Annotated in this window: 14 protein-coding genes; 13 read left to right on the forward strand and 1 reads right to left on the reverse strand. The window is 72.2% G+C overall.

Going from position 1 to position 16318, the window contains the following annotated elements:
• Nucleotides 1–7 precede the first annotated feature (7 nt).
• On the forward strand, nt 8–760 hold the full coding sequence (locus E4198_RS23710; RefSeq protein WP_136184947.1) for an MIP family channel protein: 753 nt from the start codon (nt 8–10) through the stop codon (nt 758–760).
• A 59-nt stretch (nt 761–819) separates the two neighbouring features.
• Here the strand turns inward: E4198_RS23710 and E4198_RS23715 are convergent, their stop codons facing one another.
• The gene (locus tag E4198_RS23715; RefSeq protein ID WP_247597979.1) at nt 820–1137 is read right to left on the reverse strand and encodes a DUF1844 domain-containing protein; all 318 of its coding nucleotides are present in this window, start codon (nt 1135–1137) and stop codon (nt 820–822) included.
• Nucleotides 1138–1531: 394 nt separating this feature from the next.
• Here E4198_RS23715 and infC point away from each other — a divergent pair, with 394 nt between their 5' ends.
• The 12 genes from infC (at nt 1532) to E4198_RS23775 (ending at nt 16292) form a co-directional block, all read left to right on the forward strand.
• Nucleotides 1532–2164 (forward strand): translation initiation factor IF-3, encoded by a 633-nt coding sequence (gene infC / locus E4198_RS23720; RefSeq protein ID WP_027762710.1) that lies wholly within the window; start codon nt 1532–1534, stop codon nt 2162–2164.
• A gap of 105 nt (nt 2165–2269) precedes the next feature.
• Nucleotides 2270–2464, forward strand: a complete 195-nt coding sequence (gene rpmI / locus E4198_RS23725) for a 50S ribosomal protein L35 (protein ID WP_027762709.1) — start codon at nt 2270–2272, stop codon at nt 2462–2464.
• Nucleotides 2465–2541: 77 nt separating this feature from the next.
• Nucleotides 2542–2925 carry a 50S ribosomal protein L20 gene (gene rplT / locus E4198_RS23730; RefSeq protein WP_136184948.1) on the forward strand — a complete coding sequence of 128 codons (384 nt, stop codon included), beginning with the start codon at nt 2542–2544 and terminating at the stop codon, nt 2923–2925.
• Between the two features lie 124 nt (nt 2926–3049).
• Entirely contained in the window at nt 3050–3892 is an 843-nt protein-coding gene (locus E4198_RS23735; RefSeq protein ID WP_136184949.1) for an RNA methyltransferase, read from the forward strand.
• Between the two features lie 51 nt (nt 3893–3943).
• On the forward strand, nt 3944–5074 hold the full coding sequence (locus tag E4198_RS23740; protein ID WP_136184950.1) for an ATP-binding protein: 1131 nt from the start codon (nt 3944–3946) through the stop codon (nt 5072–5074).
• A gap of 147 nt (nt 5075–5221) precedes the next feature.
• Nucleotides 5222–6352 (forward strand): phenylalanine--tRNA ligase subunit alpha, encoded by a 1131-nt coding sequence (gene pheS / locus E4198_RS23745; protein ID WP_136184951.1) that lies wholly within the window; start codon nt 5222–5224, stop codon nt 6350–6352.
• A complete protein-coding gene (pheT, locus tag E4198_RS23750; RefSeq protein WP_136184952.1) occupies nt 6352–8862 on the forward strand; it encodes a phenylalanine--tRNA ligase subunit beta in 2511 nt (836 codons plus the stop codon). Before pheS ends, pheT begins: the two co-directional genes overlap by 1 nt.
• A 317-nt stretch (nt 8863–9179) precedes the next feature.
• The gene (locus E4198_RS23755) at nt 9180–9404 is read left to right on the forward strand and encodes a hypothetical protein (protein ID WP_037789200.1); all 225 of its coding nucleotides are present in this window, start codon (nt 9180–9182) and stop codon (nt 9402–9404) included.
• Between the two features lie 406 nt (nt 9405–9810).
• On the forward strand, nt 9811–10002 hold the full coding sequence (locus E4198_RS23760; protein ID WP_136184953.1) for a type A2 lantipeptide: 192 nt from the start codon (nt 9811–9813) through the stop codon (nt 10000–10002).
• Between the two features lie 212 nt (nt 10003–10214).
• Complete coding sequence (locus tag E4198_RS23765; protein WP_136184954.1) at nt 10215–11021, forward strand: HlyD family efflux transporter periplasmic adaptor subunit; 807 nt, start codon at nt 10215–10217, stop codon at nt 11019–11021.
• Nucleotides 11022–11212: 191 nt separating this feature from the next.
• The gene (locus E4198_RS23770; RefSeq protein WP_247597819.1) at nt 11213–13330 is read left to right on the forward strand and encodes an NHLP family bacteriocin export ABC transporter peptidase/permease/ATPase subunit; all 2118 of its coding nucleotides are present in this window, start codon (nt 11213–11215) and stop codon (nt 13328–13330) included.
• A gap of 64 nt (nt 13331–13394) precedes the next feature.
• A complete protein-coding gene (locus E4198_RS23775; RefSeq protein ID WP_247597980.1) occupies nt 13395–16292 on the forward strand; it encodes an NHLP bacteriocin export ABC transporter permease/ATPase subunit in 2898 nt (965 codons plus the stop codon).
• Nucleotides 16293–16318: the final 26 nt, after the last annotated feature.

Consider the following 16318-nt stretch of genomic DNA (forward strand, 5'->3'; position numbering starts at 1 on the left):
AGGCGTCATGCGGGCGGAGACCCTGACCGTGACGGACACGCGGCCGCTGGTCGCCGAATGCCTGGGAACCGGCCTGCTGGTCTTCTTCGGCGTCGGCGCCGCCGTCGTGGCCGGCGAGTACATCGGCACCCTTGGCATCGCCCTCACCTTCGGTCTGACCATGCTGGCGCTCGCCTACGCCCTGGGCTCCCTCTCGGGTGCCAACCTCAACCCTGCCGTCACCCTGGGCATGCTGGTGGCCCGCCGCATCGACGTGACCACCGCGGTGCGGTACTGGGTCGCGCAGCTCGTCGGCGCGATTCTGGGCGCCCTGCTGCTGTTCCTGGTCGCCCACCAGATCCCCGACCTGGAGATCGGCGAACGCTTCGGCACCAACGGCTTCGGCGACCGCTCGGCCGTCCAGCTCAACACCTTCGGCGCCCTCGTCACGGAGATCGTGCTGACGTTCCTGCTGGTCTACGTGTGGCTGTCGGTCACCCACCGGCTCGCGGTGACCGGCGTCGACGGCGTACCGATCGGACTGGCGCTCGCCGCGGTGCACCTGATCGGCATCCCGCTGACCGGCGCCTCGGTCAACCCGGCGCGCAGCCTGGCGCCCGCGCTGTTCGCGGGCGGCGCCGCGCTGACCCAGGTGTGGTTGTTCCTGGTGGCTCCGCTGGCCGGCGGGGCGCTGGCGGCGCTCGTCCATCGCCTGACGCACCCGCAGGACGAAGTGGGCCACCGGGAGGGTCTGCTGCCGGGCGACGACGTGCGCGCCTGAGAGGCACCCCCGGAGTCCTCGCCGCCGCGGTCCCGGCGTGGTGGGACCGTCGGCCGGCTTCAGCCGATCACGGGCCCGGTGAACTTCTCGCCCGGCCCCTGCCCCGGCTCGTCCGGCACCACGGACGCCTCGCGGAACGCCAGCTGGAGCGACTTCAGCCCGTCCCGCAGCGGCGCGGCGTGGTAGGAACCGATCTCGGTCGCGCTCGCCGTGACGAGACCGGCCAGCGCGTGGATCAGCTTGCGCGCCTCGTCCAGGTCCTTGTGCGCGTCGCCCTCCTCGGCCAGCCCGCACTTGACCGCCGCCGAGCTCATCAGGTGCACGGCCACGGTCGTGATCACCTCCACGGCGGGCACGTCCGCGATGTCGCGGGTCATGGTGTCGAAGCCGACGGGCTGCTCGCCCTGCAAGGCCTCCGGCTGGTTCTGGTGCTGGTCGTCAGCGGCGTCGCTCATGGTGCCCAGGGTAGGCGTGCGACCTCGTCCGCCGAACCCTGGTATGCTCGAGAACCGACCGGCCGGACGTCCGGACCCTCGCAGCGGAAGACCGCCACCGAGGACCGACTCCGGCCCGCAAGTGGAGGCTCCGTTCTCCCACCCTGTGGTCCCCCCGGGACCTCGGGTCAACGGTCAGGCTGCGCCCCGCGGTGAAACGCGGCGGTGCTCCCCTTCCGTGGAGCCCCGCCTGTGTCCCGTCCGGGGCGTTTCGCACGTCAGGGCGCGGGGGTCGAGAACTCAACTTAACTCTTGCGCGGCCGTTCGCCAGATGGCCGTGTGGTGCACCCGAGGAGGCCCCATCAGCGCCGAGCCCCGCATCAACGACCGGATTCGTGTCCCCGAGGTGCGACTCGTCGGTCCCAGTGGCGAGCAGGTCGGCATCGTGCCGCTTGCCAAGGCCCTGGAGCTCGCCACGGAGTACGACCTCGACCTCGTCGAGGTGGCGGCCAACGCCCGCCCGCCCGTGTGCAAGCTCATGGACTACGGAAAGTTCAAGTACGAGTCGGCCATGAAGGCCCGTGAAGCGCGCAAGAACCAGGCGCACACGGTCATCAAGGAGATGAAGCTCCGGCCGAAGATCGATCCGCACGACTACGACACCAAGAAGGGTCATGTCGTCCGGTTCCTCAAGCAGGGGGACAAGGTCAAGATCACGATCATGTTCCGCGGTCGCGAGCAGAGCCGCCCCGAACTGGGATACCGGCTCCTGCAGCGCCTCGCGGACGACGTCCAGGAGCTGGGCTTCGTGGAGTCCAACCCCAAGCAGGACGGCCGTAACATGATCATGGTTCTCGGTCCGCACAAGAAGAAGACCGAGGCGATGGCCGAAGCCCGCGAGGCGCAGGCCGCACGCAAGGCCGGCCGCCAGCAGGACAGCAGCCCTGCCGAGGAGCCCGCCGAGGCGTGAGCCCTCCCGGGCGCACGCCCAGGACCAAGCAACCGAACCGACCGGCGCTTCCGGCTGCCCGGAAACGGGCACGTCAGGCGCCACCGACGAGGAGAAGACGGCGACATGCCGAAGAACAAGACGCACAGTGGTGCCCGCAAGCGCTTCAAGGTCACGGGCTCCGGCAAGGTGTTGCGCCAGCGGGCCGGCCGCCGCCACTACCTCGAGCACAAGCCGTCCACGCTGACGCGCCGCCTCGCGGGCACCCAGGAGATGGCTCCGGCCGACGCCAAGAAGATCAAGAAGCTTCTCGGTAAGTAATCCCCGCTCGACCGGGACCCTTTTCCATCCGGGCCGTGTGAACACCGCCACGGCCCCGCCTCCAAGGAGACACACCAGTGGCACGCGTCAAGCGGGCAGTCAACGCCCACAAGAAGCGCCGGGCGATCCTCGAGCAGGCCAGCGGCTACCGCGGCCAGCGCTCCCGCCTGTACCGCAAGGCGAAGGAGCAGGTCACCCACTCGTTCGTCTACAACTACAACGACCGCAAGAAGCGCAAGGGCGACTTCCGTCAGCTGTGGATCCAGCGGATCAACGCCGCGGCCCGCGCCAACGGCATGACCTACAACCGCTTCATCCAGGGTCTGAAGGCCGCCAACGTCGAGGTGGACCGCAAGATCCTCGCCGACCTCGCGGTCAACGACACCGCCGCGTTCGCCGCGCTGGTCGAGGTCGCCCAGAAGGCCCTCCCCAGCGACGTCAACGCCCCGAAGGCCGCCTGAACCACGGCCTGAGCGTCGCCGCCGACGCCACCGGACCCGCAGACCCCCGGCCTGCGGGTCCGCTGCTGTCCGGCCCCGCCCTCGCACCAGAAGCGCCCGCGAATCCCCGGAGACGAAGACACCCGTGATCCCCCCGTCCGCGACCCGGATCGCCGCCGCCCGCCGGCTCGCCCGCCGCAGTCTGCGCGGCAGGGACCGCCGGTTCCTCGCAGAGGGCCCGCAGGCCGTGCGGGAGGCGGCTGCCCACCGGATGGACGGCGAACCCGTACTCACCGAGCTCTTCGCCACCGAGGAGGCCGCCGGCCGGCACGGCGACATCGTGGACGCGGCCCGCACGGCCGGCGCGCGCCTCCACCTGACCCCCGAGGACACCCTGGCCTCCCTGGCCCGGACCGTGACCCCGCAGGGCCTGGTGGGCGTGTGCCGCTTCCTGGACCGGCCGTTCGCGGACGTGCTGGCCGCCCGCCCCCGGCTGGTCGCCCTCCTCGCCCACGTGCGCGACCCCGGCAACGCCGGGACCGTCCTGCGCTGCGCCGACGCGGCCGGCGCCGACGCGGTCGTCCTCACCGACGCCTCCGTCGACGTCTACAACCCCAAGGCCGTACGCGCCTCCGTCGGCTCCCTCTTCCACCTGCCCGTCGCCGTCGGCGTCCCCGCGCCCGAGGCGGTCGCCGGTCTGCGCGCCGCCGGGGTGCGGGTGCTCGCCGCCGACGGAGCCGGAGACCGCGACCTGGACGCGGAACTCGACGCCGGCACCCTGAGCGGCCCCACCGCCTGGATGTTCGGCAACGAGGCGTGGGGCCTGCCCGAGGCGACCCGGGCGCTGGCGGACGACGTGGTCGGCGTCCCGATCCACGGCCGGGCCGAGAGCCTCAACCTGGCCACCGCCGCCGCAGTGTGCCTCTACGCCTCCGCCCGTGCGCAGCGTGCACCTGGAGGGTGCCGCTCCGTGACCTCCAGCGGTTAAGGTGGGCCGACGGGGACCGGAACCGGGGGAGCCGGACGGAAGGGTGCGGGGATGGCAGCCGAGGGGAGCGAGGAGTCTCGCCCGCACGCCCGCCCGCACGCCCGCCCGCGCCCCGGCAGCCCCCGCAGCCCTGGCGTGCACCCGGACGAGCTGCCCGACGGCCTGGTGATCGCCGACGCCACCGGCCACGTCGTCTGCTTCAACGCTGCCGCCGCCCGGATCTGCCACACCGACGCCGCCGACGTGCTCGGCAAGCCGCTGGAAAGTGCGCTCCCGCTGGAGGACCTCAAGGGCCGCCGGTGGTGGCCGCTGACCGACCCGTACGGGGGCCTCGCCACCCGCACCGGTCAGCCCGAACGCCATCTCTTACTGCACGGACGCGAGGTGCTGGTCTCCGCCCGGTACGTCCGCGAGCGTCCCACCGGCCCTGTGGACCGCCTGGTGGTCTCGTTGCGCGGCACCGAGGCCCGCCGCCGCACCGAGCGCAGCCACGCCGAACTCATCGCCACGGTCGCCCACGAACTGCGTTCGCCGCTGACCTCCGTCAAGGGCTTCACCGCCACCCTGCTGGCCAAGTGGGAACGCTTCACCGACGACCAGAAGCGGCTGATGCTGGAGACGGTGGACGCCGACGCCAACCGGGTCACCCGGCTCATCACCGAGTTGCTGGACATCTCCCGCATCGACTCCGGCCGCCTCGAGGTACGCCGGCAGCCCGTCGACATGGTCGCCGCGGTGCGCCGCCACGTCGAGGCCCACACGGCGGCCGGGCAGCCCCCCGACCGTTTCGTGACCCGCATCGTCGAGCCGCTGCCCGAGCTGTGGGCGGACCCGGACAAGATCGACCAGGTGCTGGGCAACCTGCTGGAAAACGCCGTGCGACACGGCGAGGGAACCGTCACGATAGAAGTGGCGCCCTCGCCGTCCCCGCACCCGCGGGAGTGCACCGGCACCACGGTCACCGTCAGTGACGAGGGCCCCGGCATTCCGGAGGAGTCCATGAGCCGCGTCTTCACCCGCTTCTGGCGGGGCAGCAAGCGAGGCGGCACCGGGCTGGGCCTGTACATCGTCAAGGGCATCGTCGAGGCCCACAGCGGCGGCATCACCGTCTCCCGTGCCGAGGGCGGCGGCGCGCAGTTCCGATTTACCCTGCCCGTGGGCGCCCCGGCCTTCATGGCCTGACCGGCACCACGGGCTCTCCGCACAGCCCCCGCGCACCTGCCGCAGCCCCGCCCGCGCCCGCCGACCGGCGAAGACCGACAGGCCAGGGCCGTAGACTCGGTCAGCGGCACGCATGCGCAGCCACGCCAATCGGAAGCACGGGAAGAGATGTCGGCACCCAACAAGTCGTACGACCCTGTCGAGGTCGAGGCACTGAAACCGGAAGAGATCGACCGGGCACGGAACGAGGCGCTCGAAGCCGTCGCCGCGGCCACGGACCTGGACGCGCTGCGCGAGGTGAAGGCCGCCCACGCGGGCGACCGCTCGCCGCTCGCCCTGGCCAACCGTGAGATCGGCGCCCTGCCGCCGCACGCCAAGGCCGAGGCGGGCAAGCGCGTCGGCCAGGCCCGCGGCGCGGTCGGCCAGGCGCTGAAGAAGCGCCAGGAGGAGCTGGAGGCCGAGCGCGACGAGCGCGTCCTCGCCGAGGAGGCGGTGGACGTGACGCTGCCGCACGACCGGCACCCGGCCGGCGCCCGGCACCCGCTCACCACGCTGTCCGAGCGCATCGAGGACGTCTTCGTCGCCATGGGCTACGAGGTGGCCGAAGGGCCCGAGGTCGAGGCCGAGTGGCTCAACTTCGACGCGCTCAACATCCCGCCGGACCACCCGGCCCGCACCATGCAGGACACCTTCTTCGTACAGGGCCGCAAGGGCGAGGCGAGCGGCGACGAGTCCGGGGTCGTGCTGCGCACGCACACCTCCCCGGTGCAGATCCGCTCCCTGCTCGACCGCGAGTTGCCGGTGTACGTGGTTTGCCCCGGCAGGGTGTTCCGCACCGACGAGCTGGACGCCACGCACACCCCGGTGTTCACCCAGGTCGAGCTCCTCGCCGTCGACGAGGGTCTGACCATGGCCGACCTCAAGGGCACGCTGGACCACATGGTGCAGTCGCTGTTCGGCGAGGACATGAAGACGCGGCTGCGGCCCAACTACTTCCCCTTCACCGAACCGTCCGCCGAGATGGACATGGTCTGCTACGTGTGCCACGGCGAGTCCGTCGGCAACGTGGACCGTCCGTGCCGGACATGCTCCTCCGAGGGCTGGATCGAGCTCGGCGGCTGCGGCATGGTCAACCCCCGCGTCCTGACCGCCTGCGGTGTCGACGCGGAGCGCTACAGCGGCTTCGCCTTCGGGTTCGGCATCGAGCGGATGCTGATGTTCCGCCACAACGTCGAGGACATGCGAGACATGGTCGAGGGTGACGTGCGCTTCACCCGGCCGTTCGGGATGGAGATCTGATGCGGGCGCCGCTTTCCTGGCTGCGGGAGTACGTCGATCTGCCGGCCGGTGAGACCGGCCGCGACGTCGCGGCGAAGCTGATCGAGGCCGGGCTGGAGGTCGAGACCGTCGACCTACTCGGTGCCGGGCTCAAGGGCCCGCTCGTCGTCGGGCAGGTGCTGGCGATCGAGGAGCTGACCGAGTTCAAGAAGCCCATCCGCTGGTGCCAGGTGGACGTGGGCGACGCCAACCGCACCGGGGAGCCGCAGAACCTCATCTGCGGCGCGACCAACTTCGCCGTGGGCGACAAGGTGGTCGTGGTGCTGCCCGGCGCCGAACTGCCCGGCGGTTTCGCCATCTCCGCCCGCAAGACCTACGGCAAGGTCTCGGAGGGCATGATCTGCTCGGCCCGCGAGCTGGGCATGGGCGACGACCACGACGGCATCATCGTCCTCCCGCCCGAGTACGAGGCGGGCACCGACGCCATCGAGCTGCTGGAACTGGTCGACGAGGTGCTGGACATCGCGGTCACCCCCGACCGCGGCTACTGCCTCTCGCTGCGCGGGCTCGCCCGGGAGACCGCCACCGCCTACGGCCTGCCGCTGCGCGATCCGGCGCTGCTCGACGTGCCCGCCGCCAACGACCACGGCCCGAAGGTCGAGGTCGCCGACCCGCACGGCTGCGACCGGTTCACCGCCCGCGCGGTCACCGGGCTGCGCACGGACGCCCGTTCGCCGATCTGGCTGCAGCGCCGCCTCCAGAAGGCGGGGATGCGCCCCATCTCGCTGGCCGTGGACGTCACCAACTACGTGATGCTCGAACTCGGTCAGCCGCTGCACGCCTACGACCGCGCCCGCGTCGACGGGCCGATCGGGGTGCGCCGCGCGGAGCCGGGCGAGAAGCTGACCACCCTCGACGACGTGGAGCGCACGCTCCACCCCGAGGACCTGGTCATCACCGATTCGCGCGGCCCCATCGGGCTGGCCGGCGTGATGGGCGGGGCGGACACCGAGATCGCCGACGCGGCCGGCGGCGAGCAGGGCAGCACCGAAGTCGTCATCGAGGCGGCCCACTTCGACCCGGTTTCGATCGCCCGCACCGCGCGCCGGCACCGCCTCTCCTCCGAGGCCTCCCGTCGCTTCGAACGCGGCGTCGACCCGGAGGCCGCCGCCGCCGCGGCGCAGCGCACCGTCGACCTGCTGGTGCTGCTCGCCGGCGGCTCCGCCGAGGCCGGCGTCACCCGGTTCGTCGCCCCCGGCGGTCCGCGCACCGTCCGGATCGCCGCCGACCACCCGGACCGCGTGGCCGGCGTCGCCTACGGGCGGGAGACCGTCGTACGGCGGCTCCAGCAGGTCGGCTGCGACGTGTCCGGGCAGGACGAGCTGACCGTGACCGTGCCGTCCTGGCGGCCCGACCTCACCGACCCCAACGACCTCGCGGAGGAGGTCATCCGGCTGGAGGGTTACGCCAACCTGCCCTCCACCCTGCCCCGCCCCCCGGCCGGCCGCGGGCTGACCGAACGCCAGCGGCTGCACCGGCGGGTCGGGCGTGCCCTCGCGGGCGCCGGGTACACCGAGGCGCTGAACTACCCCTTCATCGGCTCCTCAGCGCTGGACGGACTCCAGCTCGACCCGGAGGACCCCTGCCGCCGCACGGTGAAGCTGGTCAACCCGCTCTCCGACGAGGAACCGGCGCTGCGCACCGCGCTGCTGCCGGGCCTGCTGACCGCGCTGCGCCGCAACCACGGGCGCGGCAGCCAGGGCGCTCAGGGCGGACTCGCCCTCTTCGAGACCGGTCTGGTGTTCCACCCGACGGGCGAGGAGCGCGACGCTCCGCGCCCCAGTGTGGCGGACCGCCCGTCCGACGAGGAGATCGCGGCGCTGGACGCGGCCCTGCCCCGGCAGCCGCGGCACGTCGCCGCGGTGCTGTCCGGCCCGCGCGAGCAGGCCGGCTGGTGGGGGGAGGGCCGGCCGTCCGGCTGGGCCGACGCCGTGGAGGCGGCCCGTACGGTCGCCCGCGAGGCCGGGGCGGACCTGGTGGTGGAGCAGGGGCGGTACGGCCCCTGGCACCCGGGGCGCTGCGCCCGGCTTTCGGTGGGGGAGCGGACCGTCGGCTATGCCGGCGAGCTGCACCCGCGGGTCGTGAAGGCCTTCGGCCTTCCGGAGCGGACCAGCGCGATGGAAGTCGATCTGGACGCGCTGGAGGAGGACGCCACCGGCCCGGTGCGGGCGCCGAGCGTGTCGGCCTACCCGGTGGCTGCTCAGGACGTCGCCCTCGTGGTCGGCGCGGACGTCGCCGCCGCGGAGGTGGAGGCGGCGCTGCGCGAGGGCGCGGGACCGTTGCTGGAGTCGCTGCGGCTGTTCGACGTGTTCACCGGCGAGCAGCTCGGCGAGGGCCGCAAGTCCCTCGCGTACGCACTGCGGTTCCGTGCCGAGGACCGCACGCTGAAGGCCGACGAGGCGTCTGCGGCCCGGGATGCCGCCGTCGCCGCCGCGGTGGAGCGCACCGGGGCGACCCTGCGCGGGGCGTAAGAGGAATCGGCGACACTCCGCCACATCCCTGAAAACCGGGGGTGGTTCCGGACAACCGGAACCACCCCCGGTTGGCGTTTCGTGAACTCCGTGCACCGAATGGGATTCCCCCAGGCGGATGACGTGAAGATCTGACGACCTGTCCCGTCCTGGGTGGTCAGTGCTCGGCCGACCGTGATCTGATCCAACCTCCGGCGGGTCACCGGCCGGACAGACACCCCCCAAGGATCTGTGCGGTCGCCCTGCGGGCGTCGGCATCCGCCAGGTGCCGGCATGTTGTTTCCCCTCACGAGAACGATGTATGGAAGGCGCTTCCCATGCTGAACGACAAGATCGAGACCGCTGAGATCGCCGACGCCGAGCTGGACCAGGTTTCCGGTGGTGTCGGCGTCGCCGCCGAGGGCGTTGTCGGCGTTGCGGGCACCGAGCTGGGCGGCGGCGTCTCCGCCGGCGTCGACGGCCTCGGCCTGGACGCCCTCCCGGTCCCCGGCCTGGACGGCGTGACCGGCACCGTCTCCGGCCTCACCGGCGGCCTGGTCTGACGATGCCCGTCCGCGACCGGCCCGTCGGCGTCGACGCCTGACGGAGAGGCCGCGAGCATCGCGCACGAAGGGGCGCCCCAGGTACCTGGGGCGCCCCTTCCGCGTGCCCGGCACGCTGTCGGCGCCCGCCGGGCGCGTGGGACAGGTATTCGGAGCCGCGAGCCCCGCGGATGGGACGAGGTCGTGAGGGCTCGTCACCGGGTCCATGCCGGGTGTGAAGATGTGACGACCCGGGGCTCATCGAGTGGCATGACGTTCCGCTCACGTGTTCTGATCGTCCGGCGGGCGACGGGGGAGAGCAATTTCCCTCGCGGGAAACCTTCTTCGCGCCTGCCCCTCATTCGGACCGGTATCTCGAACCGGGTGATTCCCCCGATGAACGAAGCAATGAAGGGAAGCACTTCCCATGCGGAACGACCACATCGAGACCGCCGAGTTCGCCGACGCCGAGCTGGACAACATCTCCGGTGGTCTGCTCGACGGCGCCGTGGGCCAGGTCGGCACCACCGTCGAGAACGTGCTGGGCGCGGACCTCGGCGGCGTGGCCACCGACCTGGGCGGCTTGAACGTCGGCCCGGAGACCGGCCTCAACCTCTGACGGTCCCCTGGCGCACGGGCCGTACGGTCCGTGCACCCGCACCCGCACCCGCACCCGCACCCGCACCCGCACTCGCGGCGAACGGTGAGTTCCGCTCACCGGAAGCGAGAAGCACAGGCCCCGGAACTCACGTTCCGGGGCCTGTGTGTTAAGTTCGTCCACCGATTCCGCCAGGTCACCGGTGAAGGCAAGCGCAGCGAAGGAAAAGTGACGTGCAATTCCGGCAGAAGGCGCTTTCCAAGCTGCAGTCGCCCGAAGAACTCGACGTGCCGGTGCGATTCGCCAGGCCGCAGGGCCGCATCGTCCTTCTCGTCACGGTCGTGGTGATGGTCGCGGCAGCGGTCTGGTCGGTCACCGGCACCGTCTCCTCCAAGCTCCACGCACCCGGGGTCCTCACCCACGGCGGGGGCACCTACCTGCTGCAGAGCCCCGTTGCAGGCCAGGTCACCGAGGTGCTGGCCAAGGAGGGCGAACTCCTCGGCGCCGACGAGCCGTTGGTCCGGGTCCGTACGGAGGCCGGCGTCACCGCCATCCGCACCGTCGCCCCGGGACGCGTCACCACCGTCGCCGCCGGGATCGGCTCCGTCGTCACCGCCGGAGCGGACGTCGCACTTCTCGAACGCGTCCGCGGCCCCGACGACCCCCTGGTCGCCACCCTCTACATACCCGGCGCCGATTCGGAGGGCGTGTCCGAGGGCGACCCCGTCGACCTCACCGTCCAGTCGGTGTCCACCCAGCAGTACGGAGTGCTGCGCGGCACCGTGGAATCCGTCGGCCGCAGTCCCCGCGGAGCGGAGCAGATCGCCTCCTTCGTCGGCGACGCCCGCCTCGCCGAGCAGTTCACCCGCGACGGCCCGCCGGTCGCGGTGCGCGTCCGCCTGGAGAAGGCTCCCGGCACGGAGTCCGGTCTGCGCTGGTCCGTCGACGGCGGCCCTCCCTTCGGGCTCGAATCCTCCACGACGGTCAGCGGCGCCATCCGCCTCGACTCCCAGCACCCTGCCGAATGGCTCCTCCCGTGACCTCCTCCGAAGCCCCCGGCGGCATACGGCCGGACTCCGAGCCCGGCCGTCGCCGAAGCCGCTCCGCGGGCGCCAGCCGCCGCCCTGCCCCGGCCCCCGGCGGCCGGCGGCGACGCCCCACCCGCGCGCGACCCGGCCCGCCGCCGAAGGCCGGGCGGCAGCGGAGCGTCCGTACGCCGTCCGTCCTCCAGATGGAGGCCGTGGAGTGCGGGGCCGCATCGCTCGCCATGGTTCTCGCCCACTACGGGCGGCACGTGCCCCTGGAGGAACTGCGCATCGCGTGCGGCGTCTCCCGGGACGGATCCCGCGCCAGCAACCTCCTCAAGGCGGCCCGTTCCTACGGCCTCACCGCCAAGGGCATGCAGATGGAACCGGCGGGACTCGCCGAGGTCCGTGCGCCGGCCATCCTGTTCTGGGAGTTCAACCACTACGTCGTGTTCGACGGCGTGGGGCGCCGCTTCGGCAGGACCGGCGTCCACATCAACGACCCCGCCAAGGGCAGGCGGTTCGTCTCCATGGAGCAGTTCGACACCAGCTTCACCGGTGTCGTGCTCACCTTCGAGCCCTCCGACGGGTTCCGCCGCGGCGGCAGGAAACCTGGGGTGGCCCGCGCCCTGCCCGCGCGTCTGCGCGGCACCAGCGGCACCATGCTCGCCGCGCTCGTGGCCAGCTTCCTGCTGGTCGTGGTCGGTGCGACGATTCCCGCGCTCAGCCGTACCTACATCGACATGTTCCTACTCGGCGGCCAGACCTCGCTCCTGAGCGTGCTGTTCGGCGCGATGGGTGCCGCGGTGGTGCTCACCGCCGTGCTGACCGGGCTGCAACAGGCCAACCTGCTGCGCGGGCGCATCATCTCCTCCACCCTCAGCAGCGCCCGCTTCTTCCGCCACCTGCTGCGGCTGCCCGTCACCTTCTTCGCGCAGCGCAACCCCGCCGACCTCGTCCAGCGGCTGCGCTCCAACGACTCCGTCGCCGAGACACTGGCGCGCGACCTCGCCGCCGCCGGCGTGGACACCGTGGTCGTCGTGCTCTACGCGGTGCTGCTGTGGACCTACGACCCGCAGCTGACCGTGGTCGGCGTGTCGATCGCGCTGCTCAACGTCGTCGCCATGCGGATCGTCATCCGGCTGCGCGCCACCCGCACCCAGAAGCTGCGGGCCGACTCCGCGAAGCTCACCAACACCTCCTACAGCGGCCTCCAGCTCATCGAGACGATGAAGGCCACCGGCGGGGAGAACGGCTACTTCCGCCGCTGGGCGGGACAGCACGCCACCACTCTGGACGAGCAGCAGAAACTCGGCGTCCCCACCGCCGTGCTGGCCATCGTCGCCCCCAGCCTGGCCGCCCTCAACAGCGCCATGATCCTCCTCATCGGAGGCCTGCGTGCGGTCGAGGGCGCCATCACCGTCGGCCTGCTCGTCGCCTTCCAGGCCCTGGTCACCAGCTTCACCGCTCCCATCACCCGGCTCAACGGCATCGTCGGCCGCATCCAGGACTTCGCCGCCGACGTCGCCCGGCTCAAGGACGTCGAGACCTTCCCCGCCGACCGTCTCTACACCCGCCGCGAACCCGAGGCGAGCACCCGCCGGCTGAAGGGACACGTCAGCCTGGAGAACATCACCTTCGGCTACAGCCCGTTGGACGAACCCCTGCTCAAGGGCTTCTCGCTGAACGTCGGCCCCGGTCGGCAGGTCGCCCTCGTCGGCGGTTCGGGCAGCGGCAAGTCCACCGTCTCGCGCCTGATATCGGGCCTCTACAGCCCCTGGGACGGCATCATCCGCATCGACGGCCGCCGGCTGGAGGACATCTCCCGCAGCGAACTCGCCGCCTCGGTCTCCTTCGTGGACCAGGACGTCTTCCTCTTCGAGGGCACCGTCCGCGACAACATCGCCCTGTGGGACCCCTCCCTCCCCGACGACGCCGTGCACGCCGCCCTCGAGGACGCCGCGATCCTGGACGTCGTCTCCCGGCGCCCCGGCGGCATCCGCAGCCGGGTCGAGCAGGACGGCCGCAACTTCTCCGGTGGCCAGCGGCAGCGCCTCGAGATCGCCCGCGCACTGGTCCGCCGTCCCAGCATCCTCGTCCTCGACGAGGTCACCAGCGCCCTGGACGCCGAGACCGAGGCCGTCATCATCGACAACCTGCGGCGCCGCGGCTGCGCCTGCATCGTCATCGCCCACCGGCTCAGCACGGTCCGCGACAGCGACGAGATCGTCGTCCTCGACCGCGGCTCCGTCGTCGAACGCGGCCGCCACCACGAGCTGGTCGCCGCCGGAGGCACCTACGCCGAGCTGGTCAAGGAGCACTGAGGTGACCCACGCACAGCAGCCTGCGGCCACCGGCGGGCCCGGCACCCCCGGGCCCGGTGACGACGTGGTCGTCGGCCACCTCGGATCCCTCGGGCAGCCGGTCGACGCCAGTGGCGTCCGCAGCCTCTCCCTCGAGGGGCCGCACGTCCTGTGGCTCGTCGTCCAGGGGGCCATGGACGTGTTCGCCGTCGACGTCGGCGAGCACGGCCACTGGCACTTCCTCGGCCGGCTGGAGCCCGGCACCCTCCTCCTCGGCCCCGTCGAAGGCCCCCGGCACACCCTCGTCGGCCGTCCCCTCGCCGACTGCGCGCTCCGCCGCATCCCGCTGCGCGAACTCCCGTACCCCTCCGACGGCCAGTGGAACGACACCGCCCAGTGGAACGACACCGGCCAGTGGCCCGCCGCTGCGGGGTACGGCGACGACGGCACCGGGCAGTGGACGCAGTGGAACACCGGCCAGTGGAACCAGTACGGCGGGACCGGGCCGCTGGAGGACGCCTTCGCCCGCGGCGTCGGGCGTGGCCTGCGCATCCTCTTCGAGGCGCCGCTCGACGGGCAGCCCGTGCAACAGCCCGCCGGGAGCGTCCCCGGGCCGCAGGACGCCGTGGACGACGAGATCCTGTGGATGCCCGTCGCCGCCGGCTGCGTCCAGCACGCCGCGGCCTACGACGACGGCTCCCACGACCTGTTGATCGACCCCGCGACTTGGCAGCACATGGTCAACCAGCAGGCCCGGCTGCTGCGCGCCCTGGACCGCTGGATCGAACGCCTCGAACGCGCCCACGAGGACCGCACCGCCGCCGGCATCGAGGCCGGCGAGGCCGTACGGGAACAGGCCGACCAGGCCCTGCTGGACTCGATGGGACGCCCACGGGGGGAACCCTCCCGCACCGGCCGGGCGGGCGACGACGCCACACTGGCCGCCTGCCGCCTGGTGGCACGCGCCACCGGCATCTCCCTCCCGACCACCGTCCCGGACGGGCCGGGCAACGACCGGCTCAGCCCGGTGGAACGCATCGCCACCGCCGCCCGTGTCCGCACCCGAGTGGTGCGGCTGGACGGCGACTGGTGGCGGGAGAACGCCGGGCCGCTCGTCGGCCGCCGCGGCAACGACACCCCCGTCGCCCTGCTCTGGCGGCGCCGCCGGTACGAGGCGGTCGACCCGGGGACCGGCGAACGGACACCTGTCACCAAGCGCAACCAGGCCCGCTTCGAGCGGCGCGGCGTGATGTTCTACCGCCCGCTCCCGGACCGGCCGATGTCCAAGAAGCGGCTGCTGCTCTTCGCCGTTCGCGGCACCCGGCTGGATGTGCGCAACCTGATCCTCAGCTCGCTCGCCGCGGTCGGCCTGGGCGCCCTGGTGCCCATCGCCACCGGGCAGGTCCTCGGCGTCTTCGTGCCCAACGCGGAGACCAGCCTCATCGTGCAGACCTCGGCCGCCCTGGTGGCAGTCGTCACCGTGTCGGCCGCCTTCCTGCTGCTCCAGAACACCTCCATCCTCCGCCTCGAAGGGCGCCTGGAGGCCACGCTCCAACCCGCCGTGTGGGACCGTCTGCTACGCCTGCCCACCCGCTTCTTCCAGCACCGCTCCACCGGCGAACTGGCCAGCGCGGCCATGGGCGTCAGCGCCATCCGCAAGGTCATCTCCGGCATCAGCTCCGTAGCCGTGCAGTCGGTCACCATGGCCGCCGTCAACCTGGCGCTCCTGCTCTGGTTCAGCGTCCCCCTCGCCCTGGTCGCCCTCGGCATGCTGGTCGTGGTCGCCTCGATCTTTCTCGTCGCCGGCCTGCTGCAGGTGCGCTGGCAGCGGCGGCTGGTCGCCCTGAACAACAAGCTCAACAACCAGGCGTTCCAGACCCTGCGCGGACTGCCGAAACTCCGCGTCGCCGCGGCCGAGAGCTTCGCGTACGGCGCCTGGGCGGGCGAGTTCGCCCGCAGCCGCGAACTACAGCGCCGCGTCGGCCGCATCCGCAACCTGAGTGCCGTGCTCGGCGCGGTGCACCTGCCATTGAGCATGCTCATCCTGTTCATGCTGCTCGCCGGTCCGGCCCGCGGCAGCCTCAGCCCCAGCGCCTTCCTCACCTTCACCGCAGCCGTGACCATGCTGCTGACCTCCGCCACCCAGCTGACCGGCGCGCTGATCACCGCCGTCGCCGCCCTGCCCATGTATGAGCAGCTGCGCCCCATTCTCGACGAACGGCCCGAGGTGGCCAGCGGCAGCACCCAGCCGGGCGTCCTCACCGGCGCCATCGAGGCGAGCGGCCTGTCCTTCCGGTACGGCGAGGGCGAGCCGCTGGTGCTCGACGACGTCTCCTTCCGCGTCGAGCCGGGCGAGTTCGTCGCCATCGTCGGAGCCAGCGGCTGCGGCAAGTCCACCCTGCTGCGGCTGCTCATCGGCTTCGACAAGCCCACCTCCGGCGAGGTGCGCTACGACGGCCAGGACCTCGCCGCGCTGGACCAGGCGGCCGTCCGGCGGCAGTGCGGAGTGGTGCTGCAGAACTCCCAGCCGTTCACGGGCTCGATCCTGGAGTGCATCTGCGGCACCGAGACCTACACGCTGGAGGAGGCATGGCAGGCGGCCCGGATGGCCGGGCTCGCCGAGGACATCAAGGCCATGCCGATGGGCATGCACACGATGCTCTCCGACGGCGGCGGCAGCGTCTCCGGCGGCCAGCGGCAGCGCCTGATGATCGCTCAGGCGCTGATCCGCCGCGCCCGCATCCTGTTCTTCGACGAGGCCACCAGCGCCCTCGACAACGAGACGCAGCGCATCGTCACCGACAGCACGCGGGAGCTGCACGCCACCCGCGTGGTCATCGCACACCGGCTGTCGACCGTGATGGACGCCGACCGGATCGTGGTCATGTCGCAAGGACGGGTGGTCCAGCAGGGCCGTCCCGACGAACTGCTCGCGGACGCGGGTGGCCTGTTCCGTGAACTGGTCCGCCGTCAGCTCCAGTGAGCCCGCGACCCGTCCGCCGGCACCCG

Origin of the sequence: Streptomyces sp. RKND-216 (genome assembly GCF_004795255.1) — a bacterium.
Classification (GTDB): domain Bacteria; phylum Actinomycetota; class Actinomycetes; order Streptomycetales; family Streptomycetaceae; genus Streptomyces; species Streptomyces hazeniae.